This window comes from Prodigiosinella confusarubida, from assembly GCF_002847015.1.
GTDB lineage: Bacteria > Pseudomonadota > Gammaproteobacteria > Enterobacterales > Enterobacteriaceae > Prodigiosinella > Prodigiosinella aquatilis.
This window is the reverse complement of sequence record NZ_CP025085.1, coordinates 4,953,721-4,971,756: the sequence shown is the minus strand read 5'-3', so window position 1 is coordinate 4,971,756 and position 18,036 is coordinate 4,953,721. Positions and strand designations below refer to the sequence as shown.

The 18,036-nt window shown below is 50.4% G+C and carries 18 protein-coding genes and 1 pseudogene; 7 read left to right on the top strand and 12 right to left on the bottom strand.

Annotation, left to right across the window (positions count from 1 at the left end):
* Positions 1–66: 66 nt before the first annotated feature.
* Positions 67–1,062 carry a LysR family transcriptional regulator gene (locus tag CWC46_RS22750; RefSeq protein ID WP_037380519.1) on the bottom strand — a complete coding sequence of 332 codons (996 nt, stop codon included), beginning with the start codon at positions 1,060–1,062 and terminating at the stop codon, positions 67–69.
* Between the two features lie 174 nt (positions 1,063–1,236).
* Positions 1,237–1,547, bottom strand: a pseudogene (locus tag CWC46_RS23450) (hypothetical protein).
* A 724-nt stretch (positions 1,548–2,271) separates the two neighbouring features.
* On the opposite strand from CWC46_RS23450, the gene CWC46_RS22740 reads away from it, so the two are divergent.
* Genes CWC46_RS22740 through CWC46_RS23440 form a run of 3 tightly spaced genes read left to right on the top strand, consistent with a single transcriptional unit; the run spans position 2,272 to position 3,348 of the window.
* Positions 2,272–2,739 (top strand): mobile mystery protein A, encoded by a 468-nt coding sequence (locus CWC46_RS22740; protein WP_021014252.1) that lies wholly within the window; start codon positions 2,272–2,274, stop codon positions 2,737–2,739.
* Positions 2,736–2,960, top strand: coding sequence for a hypothetical protein (locus tag CWC46_RS23445; RefSeq protein ID WP_021014253.1), 225 nt, complete (start codon positions 2,736–2,738; stop codon positions 2,958–2,960). The genes CWC46_RS22740 and CWC46_RS23445 overlap by 4 nt, the downstream gene beginning before the upstream one ends.
* A complete protein-coding gene (locus CWC46_RS23440) occupies positions 2,953–3,348 on the top strand; it encodes a mobile mystery protein B (RefSeq protein ID WP_237160197.1) in 396 nt (131 codons plus the stop codon). Before CWC46_RS23445 ends, CWC46_RS23440 begins: the two co-directional genes overlap by 8 nt.
* A 153-nt stretch (positions 3,349–3,501) precedes the next feature.
* On the opposite strand, the gene CWC46_RS22730 is transcribed toward CWC46_RS23440, so the two are convergent.
* Both CWC46_RS22730 and CWC46_RS22725 read right to left on the bottom strand, forming a co-directional pair.
* Positions 3,502–4,032, bottom strand: a complete 531-nt coding sequence (locus CWC46_RS22730; RefSeq protein WP_021014254.1) for a chorismate mutase — start codon at positions 4,030–4,032, stop codon at positions 3,502–3,504.
* A gap of 129 nt (positions 4,033–4,161) precedes the next feature.
* Positions 4,162–5,379 (bottom strand): MFS transporter, encoded by a 1,218-nt coding sequence (locus tag CWC46_RS22725; RefSeq protein ID WP_021014255.1) that lies wholly within the window; start codon positions 5,377–5,379, stop codon positions 4,162–4,164.
* Positions 5,380–5,885: 506 nt separating this feature from the next.
* On the opposite strand from CWC46_RS22725, the gene CWC46_RS22720 reads away from it, so the two are divergent.
* Positions 5,886–6,587 carry a phosphohydrolase gene (locus CWC46_RS22720; protein WP_021014256.1) on the top strand — a complete coding sequence of 234 codons (702 nt, stop codon included), beginning with the start codon at positions 5,886–5,888 and terminating at the stop codon, positions 6,585–6,587.
* A 74-nt stretch (positions 6,588–6,661) separates the two neighbouring features.
* Here CWC46_RS22720 and araD read toward each other — a convergent pair whose 3' ends face one another.
* The 7 genes from araD to yiaK all read right to left on the bottom strand — a co-directional run bounded on the left by araD (position 6,662) and on the right by yiaK (position 13,661).
* The gene (araD, locus tag CWC46_RS22715; RefSeq protein ID WP_021014257.1) at positions 6,662–7,360 is read right to left on the bottom strand and encodes an L-ribulose-5-phosphate 4-epimerase; all 699 of its coding nucleotides are present in this window, start codon (positions 7,358–7,360) and stop codon (positions 6,662–6,664) included.
* Positions 7,354–8,214, bottom strand: coding sequence for an L-ribulose-5-phosphate 3-epimerase (locus tag CWC46_RS22710; RefSeq protein WP_021014258.1), 861 nt, complete (start codon positions 8,212–8,214; stop codon positions 7,354–7,356). The genes araD and CWC46_RS22710 overlap by 7 nt, the downstream gene beginning before the upstream one ends.
* 5 nt (positions 8,215–8,219) lie before the next feature.
* The gene (ulaD, locus tag CWC46_RS22705; RefSeq protein ID WP_021014259.1) at positions 8,220–8,870 is read right to left on the bottom strand and encodes a 3-keto-L-gulonate-6-phosphate decarboxylase UlaD; all 651 of its coding nucleotides are present in this window, start codon (positions 8,868–8,870) and stop codon (positions 8,220–8,222) included.
* Positions 8,867–10,381 carry an FGGY family carbohydrate kinase gene (locus tag CWC46_RS22700; protein WP_157831400.1) on the bottom strand — a complete coding sequence of 505 codons (1,515 nt, stop codon included), beginning with the start codon at positions 10,379–10,381 and terminating at the stop codon, positions 8,867–8,869. The genes ulaD and CWC46_RS22700 overlap by 4 nt, the downstream gene beginning before the upstream one ends.
* A gap of 2 nt (positions 10,382–10,383) precedes the next feature.
* Positions 10,384–11,736: an MFS transporter gene (locus tag CWC46_RS22695; RefSeq protein ID WP_051391447.1), complete on the bottom strand. Its 1,353-nt coding sequence runs from the start codon at positions 11,734–11,736 to the stop codon at positions 10,384–10,386.
* Between the two features lie 429 nt (positions 11,737–12,165).
* Positions 12,166–12,642 (bottom strand): NanQ anomerase/TabA/YiaL family protein, encoded by a 477-nt coding sequence (locus tag CWC46_RS22690; protein WP_021014262.1) that lies wholly within the window; start codon positions 12,640–12,642, stop codon positions 12,166–12,168.
* Positions 12,643–12,662: 20 nt separating this feature from the next.
* The gene (gene yiaK / locus CWC46_RS22685; RefSeq protein WP_021014263.1) at positions 12,663–13,661 is read right to left on the bottom strand and encodes a 3-dehydro-L-gulonate 2-dehydrogenase; all 999 of its coding nucleotides are present in this window, start codon (positions 13,659–13,661) and stop codon (positions 12,663–12,665) included.
* 335 nt (positions 13,662–13,996) lie between these two features.
* Here yiaK and CWC46_RS22680 point away from each other — a divergent pair, with 335 nt between their 5' ends.
* Genes CWC46_RS22680 through CWC46_RS22670 form a run of 3 tightly spaced genes read left to right on the top strand, consistent with a single transcriptional unit; the run spans position 13,997 to position 16,414 of the window.
* Positions 13,997–14,800 (top strand): IclR family transcriptional regulator, encoded by an 804-nt coding sequence (locus CWC46_RS22680; RefSeq protein ID WP_021014264.1) that lies wholly within the window; start codon positions 13,997–13,999, stop codon positions 14,798–14,800.
* Positions 14,793–15,662, top strand: coding sequence for an ATP-binding cassette domain-containing protein (locus CWC46_RS22675; protein ID WP_051391449.1), 870 nt, complete (start codon positions 14,793–14,795; stop codon positions 15,660–15,662). The genes CWC46_RS22680 and CWC46_RS22675 overlap by 8 nt, the downstream gene beginning before the upstream one ends.
* Positions 15,656–16,414, top strand: a complete 759-nt coding sequence (locus CWC46_RS22670) for an ABC transporter ATP-binding protein (protein WP_021014266.1) — start codon at positions 15,656–15,658, stop codon at positions 16,412–16,414. The genes CWC46_RS22675 and CWC46_RS22670 overlap by 7 nt, the downstream gene beginning before the upstream one ends.
* A gap of 37 nt (positions 16,415–16,451) precedes the next feature.
* Here the strand turns inward: CWC46_RS22670 and CWC46_RS22665 are convergent, their stop codons facing one another.
* Positions 16,452–18,032, bottom strand: a complete 1,581-nt coding sequence (locus tag CWC46_RS22665) for a methyl-accepting chemotaxis protein (RefSeq protein WP_021014267.1) — start codon at positions 18,030–18,032, stop codon at positions 16,452–16,454.
* Between the last annotated feature and the right edge of the window lie 4 nt (positions 18,033–18,036).

Sequence of the window (18,036 nt, the reverse complement as noted above, 5' to 3'; positions counted from 1 at the left end):
TATATCTTTCAATTCGTAGGTGTGTTGGTTGTAGTGCTCCTAATTATTGAAGATGTAGTAAATATTCTATTCCGTGTTCTCTGAATCCATGGAAACCAGTTTTTCTATTCCCCGATTAAGGTTCTCCAGCTTTGGAATAAATACGGTTTTGATTATTTCATGTGTCACATCACAAGCTTCGTCAAAGAAAGCGCTGTACTCATCACGATGACCGACAATATACAGTGACCGTTTTATATTCAGTTGCTCTGGCATATGCGTCAAAACCTGTCGGGAATAGGTTTCTGATTGCAGAAAACTGATTGGGCTGGTCACAGCCCAGCCGATTCCTGCTGCCACCATCGACGTTAAAGTATCTGCATTATCAAATTCGAGCATATTGGGGACACGAATATCGATTCTGCGTAGATAGCGTTCAATCTGCATGCCGATCTGTGAGTTTCGGTTAAACCTTACCAGCGGTAACGCGGCAGATAGTTCACGAATATCTTCTATTGTCTTGATACGTTTGCGGTAATCTGGGGGGGTAATAATGAAGTAACCTTCAGAGAACAGGCGATAACGCACCACGCTGTCGGTATCTATCAATGGATCGCTGGTGACGATAAGATCCAGTTCACGCCGCATCAGTGCTTCACCCTGCTGTGGGCTTAATCCGGTACGAATCAGCAACTGGGATGAACTCTTCATCAGGCGTTTTGTGAACACCGAGCCACAAGTGATGGCAAAGGAGTCGACCAGACCGATGCGCAGGTCGGGTTTGATCCCTTTCCCAGCTTCCAGCACCTGTGCTTTCAGATTGGCGATCTCTTCGGTCAGTATTTCTCCCCGATTTTTCAACGCAATGCCATACGGCGTTAACACCACCGGGCGTCTTGCCCGATTGACCAACATGACGCCAAAATCCTCTTCCAGTAGTCTGATCGTTTGCGAGACGGCAGACGGCGTCAGGCCTAATCGAGTCGCTGCCGCAGTCATGCTGCCTGCTTCCGCCATCGTCACAAAGACGTGGACGGCATACATATCGATCGATTTATTGGCTGACATTGTTCGTTTAACCATTTTTGTATTGTCTGCGGTGCAAGGTTCATGCTTGTTGAAGCACTGAGGTAAACCGGTAGTTTACCTCATAATGTCCTGCTGGCAGATGTGGTAACTGATGCCAGCTTAATAGGCTCATTTCAAAAAAAACACAGAACATATCACTGATTAATTTTTTCTTATAACTAGGTGTAGTTAATCTGAAGTTAGGGTGGGAATGTGGCATTCGGCCTGTTCACGGATTTCCAGCAGAGCCGGGATGAGGTGTGCGGTGGCGTTGAGGCAGGCGCTGAGTTGGGCGAGGCTTTCCGGTGGAATGGTGATGTCGTTTTCCAGCGTGTCGCCGAGGTAGTGGAGGCCGCGGCATAGGCCTTCGACGGATTCGGCGGCAATGGCATCGAGGTCGCAGAGTTGGACGTGATCGAGCTGTGAAAGGGGAGCGAGGCGATCAGGTCGCGGAAAAAGGTGATGGAGTTGTTGGAGGCTGTGGCGTGGGTGTCCGTCATGATTGTGTCTTCCATTGCTAGATATTTATGTCATCACGCCTTCAGGTTCCAAACTAAAGGTGTGACCCAGACAGGTTTGGAACTCCGGATCTAGCGACCGGCCAACCTTGCGGTTGCCCTGCCTGAGCCACGAATAAGAGTGTGCACGTAGCCCCTGAAAAAACAAAGCGTTTTCAGTTCTAGATGTTCGGGGTTCCAGGCCCGACCGCGGGTGTTGCCGCAGTACGTTCACTTTATTCTGGCGGCGTGAATGGTGAAAGTGGTTGGATGGATTTACAGCAGTGCTGTAGCCGGATTTGTAATGCGGTTCGCAAAAGCGAAGTAAAAGCCCGTAGCTGCCAGTCCGAGATATACGGGTCGACCACAGGGGTGAGGCGTCCAGCCGGGAGCCTCCCCCTGTGTTTCCCCTAATATGCAGCAGTGGTGTGTCTTTAGGCTTGTTGGCTACGGCGCGTTCGGCTTTGATCTGCGCCAGCAGTGCTTACTTAGCGAATTATGGAGAAAGCGGGTGAACGGATGGTGTGGGCTAACAATGCATGTTAAGGCTACAGCGATGCCTAATGAGCGGTCTTAGTCTTCACTTTCGGTAAGAAAATGTCGTGGTCTGCTCATCAGATTAAACCTATTTTATTGTATATACACAATGATATTTTATTTATTAATTGTATATATAATATTAATTACTGCATAATACATTTCATATTTAATATAAAAGGTATGGCGCATGTGGGATAAAAATCTACAAATCAAGCAGGTAGATAAAATTATTACTGAACTGAACTCCCGCAAAAAGATCCGCTTCCCTAAAAAGGGATGGATTAACTTGATTCGTACCTCGTTGGGTATGAGTACCCGCGCCCTTGGAGAACGAATTGGGTTAAGTCAGTCTCGGGTTTCGCTTATTGAGAAGGGCGAAGTTGAGGGTTCACTTACGTTAAACACCCTTGAGAAGGTCGCTGAGGGGCTGAATTGTGATGTGGTTTATTATTTTGTACCAAAAGAGGGCGATACGCTTGAAGGGTTAAGAGAGAAACAGGCTCTCAAAAAAGCCGATTTTCTTAACAACTACACTGAAATTCATATGTCCCTGGAAAAGCAGTCGACTTCGCCAACTTTCCAGAGCACCAATAGAGACAAGATTAAAGAAGAACTTCTCAAAAAATGGCCACGTGATTTCTGGGATATAAAATGAGCGAAGGAATCAACGATAATCTGCCTGATGGTGCGACTGAACTCAGCCCAGATGATCTGGTAGGCCTTATTCCTTCTTATATCGAAACGCGAGAGGATCTGAATGAGTTCGAAAAATCCAACATACAACAAGCATTAACTTGGTTTCGCAGGCAAAAAATTGACCTATACGGATGTTTTAACAGTAGATTTTTGCTTGCAGTTGCACTTTCAGATGTTTAATAAAACGTGGGAATGGGCAGGCCACTTACGGCAGAAAGAGGTGAACATCGGCAACACTCCACCACATATGATTTCTACGCAAGTACGGAATATTCTGGATAACGTCAGATTCTGGGTTGAAAATGAAACATTTCCGGTCGATGAGATTTGCCTGCGATTGCACCGGGATATTGTTTGGGTCCATCCTTTTCCCAATGGGAATGGACGCCATTCACGCATATTTTGTGATGCCTTACGCGTTGTTTTGGGCTCAGGATTTTTTACATGGGGCAATGCTGGAAATGACCTGGTTTCACCGGATCAGCACCGGAAAGCGTACATTGACGCATTAAGAGACGCTGACCGTGGGCAGTATGCTCGGCTAATCATCTTTGCCACGTTATCCTGAATTCAGAATTTACGTCTGATGCGATTAAGGTAAATTGTCGCATGGCATGTTCTCCGCGCATCCGGTATGACAACACCAAAAAGCATGTTACGGCATAAGTGAAAGGGGGATAGGTGGGCATCAGCCCCGGCACTGATTGCCGGGGGAATATTTTTAATCTTTCTTCAGTTTCGCCTGTTTCAGTGCGGAAAGCAGTCGCTCTTTGTCGTGTTTACTGAGGTTTTTCTGGGAAACGACATGCATAAAGTGGCTGTAGGTCAGGCTATTCATATTGCCGTCTTTACGTAGTGTTTGGGCAATCTGTTGCAGAATGCTGCCATTGAGTTTGCCAAGCTGGACCCGAATATCGGCCAGTGGTCGAGGTTGCCAACCTTGTTCCGGCACGGCCAGCCAGTCGGCGCGGTAGCGATACTGAATGGCTTTGGCTGCATCCATTTGCGTCTGGATGAAAGGCGCTATCGAGTTGGCATCCAGCCCATATTGCGTGGCTTGTTGACGGCCAGCTTCGAGGACTTTGGCTTCTTGTTGTAAATCTTCTATCGCCAGATGGTGTTCGGCTTTATATCCTGCCACGTCTTTCATATAGCTCAGACGCTGGTCAATGAGCGACGACAAATCGGGTGTCGCACTGGCAAAAACACTGGTACTGATGAGGCAGGTTAAAAGGCACATTTTCCGTAACATATTGGCTCCTGGGTGGTGAGAGAAAGAAAACAGGTAGGCGATAATAACGTTGTATTGTTACATCCCCAATTAATCAAACCAGCCAATAAGTAACAAAAAGTATGATTGCTTTTCTAAGTTTATCATGTGCTAAAAATCACCCGTTTTTACTTTGTCTGTGGCGAAGGTATGGGGGGCCGTGGTATCTATTTTTCTCAAGGCAAAGAGCATTCCCAGACCGGCCAGCAGGGAAATGGTAATGGCGATATGCAGGAATAACGTTATGGGCAATGAATAGTGTTCTGACAAAAACAGAAACAACCACATAAACGGCAGAATGGATTGGTTCAGCAATACCATGATTGAAGAAACACTGGCCAGTTTTTCATGGGGGATAATGGCAATACGCATAACACGCATAATGTTACCGGTGAATACTTTGCCCGCGGTACTCAGTGAGTAGAAAATGAGAAACGCGATCAAATTATTCAGCGTTCGGGATAGCAGTAGGGAAGACACAATAATGGTACAAAGTCCAATAAATAACAGACTCTCTTTGTTTAATCGATTTATTAGTGTGCTATAAAAAAATGTTGCCAGGAAACCAATCGCACCAGCACACATGTCAATCAGGCCAAAATATTTTACCGGCAATACCATGCTGGTTTCTATTACTGCTGACCCAGCGGATTCAATTAACCCATCAAACATATTATTACCCATAACAAGTAACACCATTAAAAGAATAAATGGTTTTTTCAATATAGTGAGTAAGGAAATGAAAGATGGATGGGCAATGAAATCGCTGACATTTGATGCGGGAGTCATTTTGAAAGTAAGAAAATAGTAAGCGTTACATAAATAGAGTGTTGCTGCGATGAACAGCAGTGTCATAAAACCGTATTCATAAAGCAGCATACCCAATAACGGGCCTACGACCATGCCGAGTAAGTCCAACCGTGTCAGCCGGTTTGAATCCCGTTCGATATGATGGCTGAGTGCGGCGATCAATTTTTCAAATGAGACGATGGTCTGAGCATTGCCAATGGATATAGCTGCGCCGAGCAGGCCAGCGGTCACGGCGATGGTTAATGGTTGGTCCGCGAAGTTCAACACCAGGCAGAGCAATAAACAACCCAGTGATTTGATAGCATCGGTAGCAATCGATATTGGTCTGACGCCCCAACGATCGATAAATGATCCCAATGTCGGAATCAGAATAATTCTGGGAAGCCACCATAAAGCGTAAGCGAGGCCGGAATAGGTTAGACTTTGTGTCTCGGTATAAACCAATACCGGGATAAGAAAAACCATTAAACCATCGGCAATAAAAACCAGAGATAAAAAAGAGAGTAAAACACGATTCATGATTTAATTACCAATGATATTTCTCATCAGGTTAATTTTTTTAATTAAAAAAATAACTTAATCCAGAATTGCGCAAAAGTGAAACGCGCGATAAGCGGGAAATAAGTCGGCTTTACAGATTATACCTAATATAGTGACTTGTGGTGTGGAAAGTAAATATCAATTTATTGAGTTGGTCATATTTATCTGTTGCGGATTAAAACCATTTACTTGCTTATTATAAAATTAGCCTATAGCCATAGGAAATTCGTCTGGAATTAATATATGCCCTTTATCCTCATCATACTTCCAGTTGCATGCGCGTTGGCTGTACTCACGCATCTGAACACTTACTTGAGTAAGCTCCTGGGGATTCACTTTGTTGCTGCTTTCCTACAACTTGAGTTATCTGAGGGATAACAATAGGTGCTATAAAAGATAATGTTTTTACTCCACATAGTGTCACAGAGCTGTGTCAGGCTAAATGTTTTGAGGTCATACTTTATTTACAGTAATAGGAGAAAAGTGTGGACTTTCTGAGCTTCGAACAGGATTTAAGCCGTTATATAGCGCAGCGGTTGGCGGATTCAAAAGATGGCGCACACGATTATAGCCATCTGGTGCGGGTGGTAAACAATGCCCGACGTATTCAGCAAACGGAAGGTGGCGACTTGCGGGTGATTATCACGGCCAGTTATTTGCACGATATTATTTCACTGCCGAAGAATCATCCTGAACGCAAAAACGGATCGCGAATGGCGGCGGAAGAAACCCTGCGGATTTTGCGTACCGAATTTCCCCATTTTCCAGCCACGCTCTACAGTGCGGTATCTCATGCGGTGGCGGCGCACAGCTACAGTGCTGGCATAACACCGGAAACGCTGGAAGCGAAAATTGTACAGGATGCTGATAGGTTGGATTCGCTTGGGGCATTGGGCCTGGCTCGGGTGTTCTATGTGGCAGGGCTGATGGAAAGACCGTTGTTTGAACCGCAAGATCCCTTTGCGTTTGATCGTCCGCTGGATGATCAATCCTATACGCTCGATCATTTCCGGGTGAAACTGCTGGGGTTGCCGCAAACCATGCATACCGTGGAAGGGAAACGCATTGCCCGGGTTAATGCGGCGTATCTGGTGGATTTTCTGGCCAAGCTGGCCGGTGAGCTTGGCGCTGATCCGCTTGAATCGGACGCTAAAGTCCGTGAACGCCTCTTTTCATTGCATCCCTGACGGTGATGTTGCGATCGGTTCCGATCGCGTCCGTTCCCCTGATTTGTTCCAGGGAAACGGGTTTAGTGTCAATTCTATTTTTGCCCGTAATAGGCGTTAGCGCCATGTTTTCGCAGGTAATGCTTATCCAGCAGGCTGGATTGCATCGGGCCGATTGCGGGTGTCAGTTGGCGGGAAAAAATGCCCATATAAGCGCACTCTTCCAGCACGACGGCATTGTGTACTGCATTAGCGGCATTGCTTCCCCAGGCAAAAGGGCCGTGGGCGTTGACCAGCACCGCGGGAATCTGTAACGGGTCGATACCGCGATTGACGAACGTTTCGATAATGACATCGCCGGTGGCTCGCTCGTAGTCGCCATGAATTTCGTCATCGGTCATCAGCCGGGTACAGGGGATCGCACCGTAAAAGTAATCGGCGTGAGTGGTTCCCCAGGCGGGTAAATCCAGCCCGGCCTGTGCCCAGATGGTGGCATGGCGGGAGTGGGTGTGCACAATACCACCGATGCCGGGAAACCGTTGATAGAGTGCCAGATGGGTGGCGGTATCGGATGACGGTTTTTTGTCACCTTCCACCACTTTCCCGCTGTCCAGATCCACCACCACCATGTCTTCGGCGTTCATCTGTTCATATTCCACACCAGAAGGTTTGATTATCATCCGCCCGGCATGCCGGTCGACGGCACTGACGTTACCCCAGGTAAAGGTGACCAGATGATGTCGGGGTAACATCAGGTTGGCTTCCCATACCTGCTGTTTCAGTTGCTCTAACATGTGAAACCTCCTTCCTGCATGCGAGTTTCAATCCACCGGCGGGCATTGATGATTTCCAGTAGTGGCTCGCTGGATTTCTCCGTCCACATCTCAATCAGGAATGCACCGCGGTAATTGAGCTTTTTCAGGTTGCGAAACAAACCGACAAAATCGACACAGCCTTGCCCGAAAGGTACATCGCGGAATTGCCCTTGCGAGGTGGCGGTAACCGGGTAAGTATCTTTCAGATGGATGGCAGCAATACGGTCGATACCGAGTGTCAGCTCATGGGGGATGTCGTTGCCCCAGGCGGTGAGATTGCCGATATCAGGGTAAACACTGAACCACGGGGAAGATAAGCGCCGATCCCATTCTTTCCATTTGGTAATCGAGTTTATGAATTCGGTATCCATGATTTCCACCGCCAACATCACTTGTGCGGCGGCCGCTTTTTCCACCGCCCAGGCCAGTCCTTCAGCGAACCGTTGTTGGGTGCCGTCATCCTGCTGTTCGTAATAAACATCATAGCCGGCCAGCTGAATAGTGCGAATGCCGATATCCCGCGCCAGTTGAATTGCTTGCAGCATGATCTCCCGCGCCCGTTCACGCACGGCTTCATCTCGGCTGCCGAACGGATAACGACGGTGTGCCGACAAGCACATGGACGGAATGGTGACGCCGCTTTCCAGAATGGCGCTGACCAGTGTGGCGCGCTGTTCCCGCGTCCAGTTCAGGCGGGACAATCGCTCGTCGGTTTCATCTACCGACATTTCCACGAAGTCAAAACCGCAGCTTTTTGCCAGTGCCAATCGCTCCGGCCAGGTAAGGTTTTTTGGTAAAGCCTTCTCATAGATGCCTAACGGATGCTGTCTCATGGCGGTTAACCCCAGATAGAACAAATGTGCTGATGAAAATCGGCTGCCACGGCGGGCGGATCAACGGCATCGGAGAGTGCCCGGCCAGCGATGAACGCCCGCACCGGAATATCCCTGAACAGCGCCAGATCCGCCGGTGTAATACCGCCGGTAATAGAAAGCTCGATACCCAGCTCAGCAAGTGACGTCATGGCGTTCAGATCGTCTTTGCTCCAGGTTTGCCCGCTGGCCTGAGCATCACGCCCGCGATGGTAGATCGCCTGTTTCACGCCGATATCCCGCCAGGTTTCGGCGTCGTTGAGTGTCCAGCGCCCGAACAGTTCGATCTGGATTTCCCCCTGATACTGCTGGGCGATGTCATGCGCCCGTTCCACGGTCGCCAGCGGCGCAGCGCAGATCACGGTCATCCAGTTGGCCCCAGCGTCAAATGCCTGTTTGGCTAGCGTTTCTCCGGCATCCGCCACTTTCAGGTCCGCCACAATAATATGGTCAGGACAACGTTCGCGCAGATGGCGAACCACCCGAATGCCCTGAGAAATACAGAGAATGGTGCCCGCTTCGATAATGTCGACATGCGGCTTCAATGTTTCGGTGGTCTGTAACGCGGCGTCAAGGCTGGTATGGTCCAGGGCCAGTTGCAGCAATGGTCGACTCATGATGGTGTACTCCTTGGGGTAGTCAGTACGGCGCATCGAGTGTGGTAATCCTGTAGCGCCTCAATAAGAAACTGGTAGTGCATCAGCTTGTGCCGATAAGCGCTCTGGGCGTGATGATCAGGCTCGATCACACTGACCGGATGGCGCAGGTGTGCTTGCGCACTAGCAAAATCCGGATAGGCGCCGCTACCGACCAGCGCGGCCAGCGCCGCACCCAGACAGCCGGTTTCTTCCACTTGTGGCCGTTCTACTGGCAGACCACTGACATCGGCGAAGATCTGCATCCACACGTCGGAATGTGCCGGTCCGCCGGTCACTCGTAGTGTGGTGGCGCGGTTAAAACGTTCGCGCATTCGTTGCAGGTGCGTCATGTGGCTGAAAATCACCCCTTCGTAGACTGCCTGTAACAGATGTTCTCGTTGGTGGATTGATTGCAGGCCGTAAAACCCGGCGGTCATTTCCAGCCCGGCATTGCTGCCATAGAGAAAGGGAATAAACAGTACGTCACTACCCGCTTTGGGCAGGCTGGCAACAGTCCGATTGATTTCATCGAAACCGCTGATACCCCATTGGTGCGTCAGCCACTCCAGATTGGCGGATGAGGTGGGGCTGGCTTCATGCACGATGTATTGCCCCGGCGTGACATAACGGCCATAAACATAGGGATGGGGTTCATTACTGAGAATGCTGTCGGTCAGGCCGCTGGTCACCGCCCAGGTACCCATCACGGCGTTCAGCGCCGATTCATCTTTCAGACCCGCGCACAATGCGGTGGAAACCACGTCAAACAGACCGCCGACCACCGGTGTGCCGGCGACGAGTCCGGTTCGGGCGGCCACGTCGCGGGTGATTTCACCACAGACTTCCGCCGAGCCGACCACCGGCGGCAGGACATCGCTGATTTCCTCAATACCTAGCCAACGGGCAAGAGTGGGGTGATAACGGTCTTCCTCCATATGGTAGAGATTGGACTCGGAGATATTGGTTTCTTCACAACCTTGTTGACCGGTGAGGCAAAACCGCAAATAGTCATGGGCCATCATGACGGCGCCAATCTGGTGGTAGCGTTCCGGCTGATGTAGCTTGACCCAGCGCAGCAGTGAAACCGGATGGCCGGTCCACAGTGTCTGGCGGGTCAGCGGATAAAGTTTTCGGGGGATATCATCACGCTGCCAGTTCTGCACAATGGTGATGGCCCGACGATCGGACGACAGGATGGCATTCCCCAGTGGTCGCTGTTGTTTATCCAGCAAAAATAATCCCTTGCCTTGCGCTGAGATCCCAATCGCGCGGATCTGATCTCCCGCTACCTGATGGTGTTGCAGTACGTCGGCGATGGTTTCTGCGCAGATGGACCACAGTTGGTTCATATCACGTTCCGCCCAGCCGGGATGGTTACTGATGACCGGCAAGGGGCGGCGGCTAATGCCGCGTTCTTGTCCTTGTTTGTCATACAGCCCGGCTTTCAGGTAAGTGCCGCCGCAGTCGATGCCTAACCAGTAGTCCATGATCGTTACCTTGTTTCGGCGCCCTGCGGGTGTGGTTCGCCAATATGTTCAGGAGCAGTGCGTGAAGATGACGCGGCGGTATGCGGCTGATCGCAGCGGGCCGGCAGCAGCAGCGCCAGTAGCGCGGCAACTGCCAGTGACAGCGCCAGGCAGTAGACACCCGCATCTTTGCTGTAGTAGGTAATCAGCAGGCCAACAGCATAGGGGCCGCAGAAACCGCCCAGATTTCCCAGCGCATTGATGACACCGCGTGCTCCCCCGGCCAATTCGGCATTGAATAACCGGGCCGGGATAGTCCAGAACACCCCGGCAGCGGCTTGCAGGAATACGCCACAGCCCACCAGTGCGGCGTAGGACCACCAGATGTGCTGTTTCAGAACCACGGAAAGGAGCATGCACAGAGCAAAACCCAGCAAGGGTAGAAAGATGAAAACCTTGCGTTTGCCGGAACGATCCGAGAGCAACGAGATGGCGTACATTCCCAGCATGGCGCCGACGAATGGTAGAATCGCCAACATTCCCACTTTCTCCATGCCGGAGTGTGTCAATCCTTTGAGGATGGTGGGTAGCCACAAGGTGTAGCCGTAAATTCCAGTCTGGTAGAAGAAGTTCAGCACAATCAATTGCCAGATGATGGGTTCAGACAGTACTGTTCCCAGCGAGGCATTTTTGATGTTGTTGCTGGCGATGGTGTGCTGCTCTTCTCCCAGTACGCGGATAAGCCAGTTTTTCTCGGCGGGTGTTATCCAACGGGCTTCTTGCGGACGGTCGCTGACAGTGAGCATCCACAGTGTCAGTATCACGATGGAGAGCAGGCCTTCAATAATGAATAACCAGCGCCAGTCCAGTGTGGCGATAATCCAGCCTGAAAGCGGGGAAGTCACCATACCGGCAATCGGCACGAACATGATGACAATGGCGTTGGCCCGGCCCCGCTCTTTATCGGGGAACCAGTTGCTAATCATGGTCAGTACCACGGGTAACATGCCGCCTTCCGCTACGCCGAGTGCGAAGCGCAGTGTCAGGAGTTGCCAGGCATGGGTAACCAGTCCGGTGAGTATGGAAATAATTGCCCAGGCCACCAGCGACCAACCGATAAAATTTTTGCCACTGCCATGTACTGCGATTTTGCCGCCGGGAACCTGTAAAAACAGATAACCAATAAAAAAGATACCGCCTGCCAGCCCAGCCATTGACGCGGTAATGCCTAATTCCTGGTCCATACCGCCCGGCATAGCGAAAGCGATATTCACGCGGTCCATATAGGAAATAATACAGGTAATCAGAATCGGTGGAATAATCCTCAGCCAGCGATGGTGAGGAATAGTATTTTGTAGTGCTGTTGCGTTCATATTCATATTACTCCATGCCATGTTATTTTCTTTTATCAATACGGAGATGCGTTATATTCCCATCTGATGGAAATGAACTGCTATGAAGCTGCCCGGAAATAAAGCAGGGCAAATGAACCTGTGAGCTATGCCCGTTATATTGAAATTTATTCTGTATATACTCGTCATCTTTCCAATTGCAGATGTGTTAGCAACGTTTAATTATTCAGACCATTCCTGAACCTCGCTCCTTTAGGACCGCTGTAAATAGCGTGGAAATGTACTTCCGGCAATTTTTCAGCCGAGTAACTTACTCCGGTAAGTTATTCGGGACTTTTTCTCGCCATACCCTGCATCTTGAAATCTATTGGGCATATTTATAAAGCAGAGTAAGGTATTACACTGGAATATCACCCAAGGCTCCCTTGACCATAAATGCCAGTGAATAATATTGGTTTATCCACTGGCATTTATTTCTGTCATGGCTATTTTTACCACTACTTTTCTTATTTCTTGTTCCTGACGATAAATACAGGCCGGGCGATGCACATCCTGCGGGAAAAAAATGGCGTAATTTCCCGGTTGCATTACCAATAATGATTCGTTTTCCATCGGTCTGTAAAAAATAATATCTCTTTCCTCCAGAAGAGATTCCGCAATGGTGTTTTCTCCACTGTCGGGTGCGTAACCCATTGTTTCTTCACCGCTGACCAGAAAATGAATATCAAGGTAACGACGATGAACCTCCGGAAAATTCTGTTCTTTAGGTTGTGTTGTCAGGTCAATAATCCGGGCATACAGTTTGTCGCCATCAATATCGACGCGGCCGGTGGGTAATATCTGAAAGTTCGTGGTGCGTAGAAATGTTAAACCTCGCACCAGCTCGGTTGGCAATGGAAACGGTGATGATTGACTAATATGACCAAATAGCATTTTCCATTCCTCTGTTACCGTTACAGTGCCTGAATTTTGGCCCACACACTGTCATTTACTTCGATACCGTTGCGGCGGTTTTCTGCCTGTAATCGGGTAAACTCGTGGCCTGGCAGGCGGATAGCGATATTCGAATCGGCTCGTTCAGCTGTTTTTACATACTCGATAATGCGTTTAAGTTTGGCGTCGCGTCTTTCACCCGAAATCAGCCGGTCAACTTCGATAGCAATAAAAATCTGGGAAACGCCATATTCATCACTGTTTTCCTGGGTTACTTCCGCCACTGAGGCACCATCCGATAGCAGGGTGGCAATCATATCCAGCACGATAGAGAGTCCCGAGCCTTTCCAGTATCCCATGGGCAGAATGCGACGGTTTTTCTCGATCACGCCGGGTTCCCGGGTCAGTTGTCCATCATCGTCGAATCCGCCATCGACCGGCAATTGGCGCCCGGACAGCCGGTTTACTTCCAACATGCCGTAGGAGAACATTGACATTGACATGTCTACCATCGTGATGGGATCGCCAGGAATGGCGATGATCAATGGGTTGGTACCGATACGGCACTCTTTGGCTCCCCATGGCGGCATCACGGCAATGGAGTTGGTCCAGCACAGGCCGATGTAGCCTTTTTCCGCAGCCTGCCAGCCATAGCTGCCACCACGCATCCAGTGATTGGCATTGCGCAGCGCCACCAGTCCGATACCGTGTTGATCGGCTAATGTGGTCGCCCGTTCCATCATGTGGCGGGCGGTAATATTACCGATAGATCGCTGAGCGTCCCACTGTTCAATGGCACCCAGCGTCAGTATCCGCTCCGGTATGGCGTCAGCAATAATGTCGCCATTATCCAGTTGCTGAATAAAGCGCGGGAAGCGATTAACCCCGTGGGAGTAGACGCCGGATTCGGTGGTCTGAGCGAACATGGTGGCACACTCATTGGCGGTGTCAGCTGCGACACCTCTTGCTAACAGTACGCGTTCAAATTCCAGTTTTAATTGCTCAAACGTCAGTTTCATTGGGCTCTCCCGTTACCCCGCTGATGAAAAAGTCTGTTTTTTATTCTTTAAATTTCACTATGTGATATGTAATTTCAAAAATAATACAAGCCTGCATTTCGCAAGTCAAAGCCGTACTGGTTTTTAAAATTAAGTAAAATCAATGCAATAGCAATTTAATCTCAGTAATGTGATAGCGGCCACAAATTCGGCTTACAGGGACAAGACCAGAGAACGGCATGTTTGATGTCATGGTTTGGCGGATGAAAAGAGGAGATCATGCGCCGCGCGTCGCGCCGCGGAACACTTTGCGCTAACCTATTTGCGTGTCGGAATATGTGAGAAGGGAGCGGTTGATGAAAGGTGTCAATTCCAGCAAAGAAAAGCCAACGGGGAGCCAAAGCCTGTTTCGTGGATTCCAGTTGATCGAGATTTTGAGCAATTATCCTAACGGGTGTCCACTGGCACATCTGGCCGAATTGGCTCAACTGAATAAGAGTACGGTACATCGGCTATTGCAGGGATTACAGGCCAGTGGTTATGTAACAACGGCACCTGCCGCGGGAAGCTATCGCCTGACGACCAAGTTTATTACTGTCGGGCAGAAATCACTTATTTCGCCAGAGGTTATCCGCCTTGCCTCCCCACATCTTGATGCACTGAATGTCATGACCGGTGAAACGGTCAATTTCTCTACCCGAGAGAATGATCATGGCATTCTGATTTATAAGCTGGAACCGACAACCGGAATGCTGCGTACCCGAGCCTATATCGGTCAGCATTTGGCGCTGTTCTGCTCGGCGATGGGGAAAATTTATCTGGCGTATGGTCCGCCGGACGATGTCCCCGCCTACTGGTTGCGGCATGAAAACGACATCAAGCCATTAACGTGTAATACCATTACCGACCTGGGGCATATGTACCGTGAATTGGCAGCGATTCGGGCGACTGGCATGGCAATGGATCGGGAAGAGAATGAACTGGGTGTTTCCTGTCTGGCGGTACCGGTTTTCGATATTCATCAGCACGTCAACTATGCGATATCCATCTCGTTGCCTACGGTCAAATTGCAGCAGTTGGGTGAACAGGCATTGTTAGTGGCGTTAAAACATACCGCCGAAGCGATTTCCCATGATTTGGGGCAACTTATTGATGTCTGACAGCCGATTCCCACCTCTTTGTACTGATACACCGCCAGAGACTTTACTGCGGGTCAATGAATTGCAGCTTGAGTTGGCGGGCAATGGACAGCGTCTGTTGCATCAGGTCAGCTTTTCCCTGTCTCGACATGGTTGTGTCGGTATTGTGGGAGAGAGCGGTAGCGGCAAAAGCCTTGCCTGTCAGGCATTGATGGGCGTACTGGGGCCGGAATTTATCCGTCGTGGCGACATTTGGCTGGATGGCACCGAACTACTATCGCTGAATGACGTCGCGATGCGCCGTCTGTGCGGTCGCATGATCAGCCTGATTCCGCAGCAGCCGATGACGGCTTTTGATCCACTGCAATCGGTCGGCGGGCAGATGGTCGAGACACTGCGGGCGCATCTGCCGCTGGGTAGGCGCGCCGCCCGCGATCTGGCGCTGGAGGCATTGGCGCAGGTTCAATTGCGGCAACCACAGCAGATTTATCACCGCTACCCTGCCCAGCTCAGCGGCGGCATATTACAGCGTATTACTATTGCCATCGCACTGGCGCTGAAACCGACGCTACTGATTGCGGATGAGCCCACCACGGCACTGGACAGTGTGACACAGCAGGACATTATGCGGCAGTTTATGGCTATCCGTGAGCAGTGGGGCACCAGCCTGATTTTTGTTTCGCACGATTTGGGGCTGGTCAGCCGTATCGCCGATAACGTGATGGTGATGCAGTACGGACGAACCGTCGAGCAGGGTTCGGCGGCATCTGTTTTACATCAGCCTTGCCATCCACATACCCGACAGCTGGTGGCGTCCCGGCAGATGCTGCAACAGCGCTATTCCGCGCTAACCGCGTCTGCACAGGAGAAACACGAATGCTGATGGAAGTCACGGGACTGCATCATCACTATGGGAAGACGTTGATCCTTGATGATGTCTCTTTTCAGGTGAGGGCGGGTGAATGTGTGGGGATAGTGGGTGAGAGCGGCAGTGGAAAAAGCACCCTGAGCCGTATTTTACTGGGGCTGGAAGCGCCACGGCGTGGCGAGGTAAAACTGGCCGGACAGGTATTGTACACCGGACGGCGCAACGGGCGTCCGGTATCGTTGCCACTGCCCGTCAGTGCAGTGTTTCAGGACTACGCCTCATCCGTCAATCCGGTGATGACTATTGAGCGCATCATCGCCGAACCGTTGCGATTACAGCGGTTGTGTCCTGATAGGGTGGTGATGCGCTCACAGGTGAATAGGTTGCTGGAGCAAGTCGGTTTATCGGCGTCACTGTGTCAGCGGTTTCCCCATCAGCTAAGTGGCGGGCAAATGCAGCGTGTCTGTATCGCCAGAGCGCTTGCCAGTACGCCACAGTTGATTGTACTGGATGAAGCCGTCAGCGCGCTGGACATGACGATACAGGTACAAATTCTGGATTTGCTGGCAGAATTGCAGCAACGGCACGGCTTGACCTATCTGTTCATCAGCCATGATGTGGCCGCCATTACCTACTTGTGCCAGCGGGTACTTTTTCTTGCGCAGGGGCGCATTGTCGAGCAGGTAGACGATATTCACGCACTACATCAGGTTCGTCACCCTATGGCCTGTCGGTTGCTGGATGCGGTGGTGGGGTTGTCAGTCTGAAACAACCCGTCTGCATGGACAGACGGGCTGGACCATGTTAGCCGATGCGTAACAGGTCATCTTGTTCCAACTGGAAGAAACGCACTGAGTCCCGCAATTGTTCACTTTGTTCGGTCATCGATTGGGCCGCGGTCGCTGCCTGTTCCACCAGCGCGGCGTTCTGTTGGGTTACCTGGTCCATTTGATCAATCGCCACACTGATCTCTTTGATGCCGACATGTTGTTCATTGGACGCCATCGAAATTTCAGCCACGATGTCAGTCACTTTATTGACGGATTCCACGATATCCGCCATAGCATGACTGGCGTTGTCGGCATGCCGTGAGCCATCGGTGATTTTGTCTACGGTGCCTTCAATCAGCGCTTTGATCTCTTTGGCCGCGTCGGCGCTTTTCTGCGCCAGTGTTCGCACTTCACTGGCAACTACCGCAAAACCTTTACCTTCGCTTCCGGCGCGAGCCGCTTCTACGGCCGCATTCAGTGCCAGGATATTGGTCTGAAAAGCAATGCCTTCAATCACGGAGATGATGTCGACAATCTTCTGTGAACTGTCGGAAATTTCATGCATCCGTTTCAGCATGTCATCCACGATAGAGCCGCCATTGGTCGCGGTTGTTGACGTTCTACGCGCCAATTCGCTGGCCTGACTGGCGTTGTCAGCATTGCGTTTCACGGTTTCGGTGATTTGTTGCATGTTGGATGAGGTTTGAACCAACGACGCAGCCTGTTCTTCGGTACGCTGGGATAGATCACTGTTCCCCTGGGCCATTTCATTGGCCGCCAGCGAAATGGACTCACTGCCGCGTACAATGCCATGAATGATGTGCTCCAACTGCTGGTTCATGTATTTCATGGTCGCTAGCAGACTGCTTTCGTCACCTGGACGCAGTTTTATCTCGGTGTTCAGATTACCGGCGGCGATCTGTGCCATGATTTCCATTGCGTAATAAGGTTCTCCCCCCAATTGATGCGACAGACTGCGGGCAATAATGGTCGCGATGACGCCGGTGGCGATCAGTGCCAGCAGTAACAGGCCCAACATGGAATATTTGGCGGTGTTATAGGTCTTGTTAGCCTCGACTACGGCCTGTTTGGCGGTACCAACCTCCGCTTCTACCAATTTAGCCAAGTCCTTCATCATCTGGCTGCGATACTTGGACGAAACGGCACCGCTTATTTTGGCTGCTTCAGCTATATCACCACGGTTGACGGCCTCTATCACCTTGACGTTAACATCGCTGAAATTTTTGAAGTTATCCGCGATCTGTTGGAAAAGAGCTTGTTTTTCCGGGTTTTTGTCCAGTTTTTCATAACTCGCCTGGGAGGCGAGGAACAGATCCTGATTTTGTAACAGTTCCCGGCGATGCCCTTCACGCTCTTCAGGGGTTTTTGAATCAATATACTGTATCTGCTGTAAACGTAGTTCTGAGAGCACTCCTCGCATCTCCAGGCTATAACGCACCCCTGGTAGGCTGCTGTCGCTATATGCCTTAATACGGTCATTATTCGTGTTGAGCAGGTACAAGGACCCCACACCCAGCAACAGCATCATGGCGACCAACACAGAAAAACCAGACAAGAGTTTGGCGAGCACAGTGAGTTGAGATAATTTTTTCATAAGC

Excerpts from the sequence above, each read along its gene's own strand:
- CWC46_RS22710 (WP_021014258.1), bottom strand. The coding sequence starts at position 8,214 with ATGAGACAGCATCCGTTAGGCATCTATGAGAAGGCTTTACCAAAAAAC.
- CWC46_RS23445 (WP_021014253.1), top strand. The coding sequence starts at position 2,736 with ATGAGCGAAGGAATCAACGATAATCTGCCTGATGGTGCGACTGAACTC.
- CWC46_RS23440 (WP_237160197.1), top strand. The coding sequence starts at position 2,953 with ATGTTTAATAAAACGTGGGAATGGGCAGGCCACTTACGGCAGAAAGAG.
- CWC46_RS22690 (WP_021014262.1), bottom strand. The coding sequence starts at position 12,642 with ATGCTATTTGGTCATATTAGTCAATCATCACCGTTTCCATTGCCAACC.
- araD (WP_021014257.1), bottom strand. The coding sequence starts at position 7,360 with ATGTTAGAGCAACTGAAACAGCAGGTATGGGAAGCCAACCTGATGTTA.
- CWC46_RS22725 (WP_021014255.1), bottom strand. The coding sequence starts at position 5,379 with ATGAATCGTGTTTTACTCTCTTTTTTATCTCTGGTTTTTATTGCCGAT.
- CWC46_RS22675 (WP_051391449.1), top strand. The coding sequence starts at position 14,793 with ATGTCTGACAGCCGATTCCCACCTCTTTGTACTGATACACCGCCAGAG.
- CWC46_RS22695 (WP_051391447.1), bottom strand. The coding sequence starts at position 11,736 with ATGAATATGAACGCAACAGCACTACAAAATACTATTCCTCACCATCGC.
- CWC46_RS22730 (WP_021014254.1), bottom strand. The coding sequence starts at position 4,032 with ATGTTACGGAAAATGTGCCTTTTAACCTGCCTCATCAGTACCAGTGTT.
- CWC46_RS22670 (WP_021014266.1), top strand. The coding sequence starts at position 15,656 with ATGCTGATGGAAGTCACGGGACTGCATCATCACTATGGGAAGACGTTG.
- yiaK (WP_021014263.1), bottom strand. The coding sequence starts at position 13,661 with ATGAAACTGACGTTTGAGCAATTAAAACTGGAATTTGAACGCGTACTG.
- CWC46_RS22740 (WP_021014252.1), top strand. The coding sequence starts at position 2,272 with ATGTGGGATAAAAATCTACAAATCAAGCAGGTAGATAAAATTATTACT.
- CWC46_RS22680 (WP_021014264.1), top strand. The coding sequence starts at position 13,997 with ATGAAAGGTGTCAATTCCAGCAAAGAAAAGCCAACGGGGAGCCAAAGC.
- CWC46_RS22665 (WP_021014267.1), bottom strand. The coding sequence starts at position 18,032 with ATGAAAAAATTATCTCAACTCACTGTGCTCGCCAAACTCTTGTCTGGT.
- ulaD (WP_021014259.1), bottom strand. The coding sequence starts at position 8,870 with ATGAGTCGACCATTGCTGCAACTGGCCCTGGACCATACCAGCCTTGAC.
- CWC46_RS22750 (WP_037380519.1), bottom strand. The coding sequence starts at position 1,062 with ATGGTTAAACGAACAATGTCAGCCAATAAATCGATCGATATGTATGCC.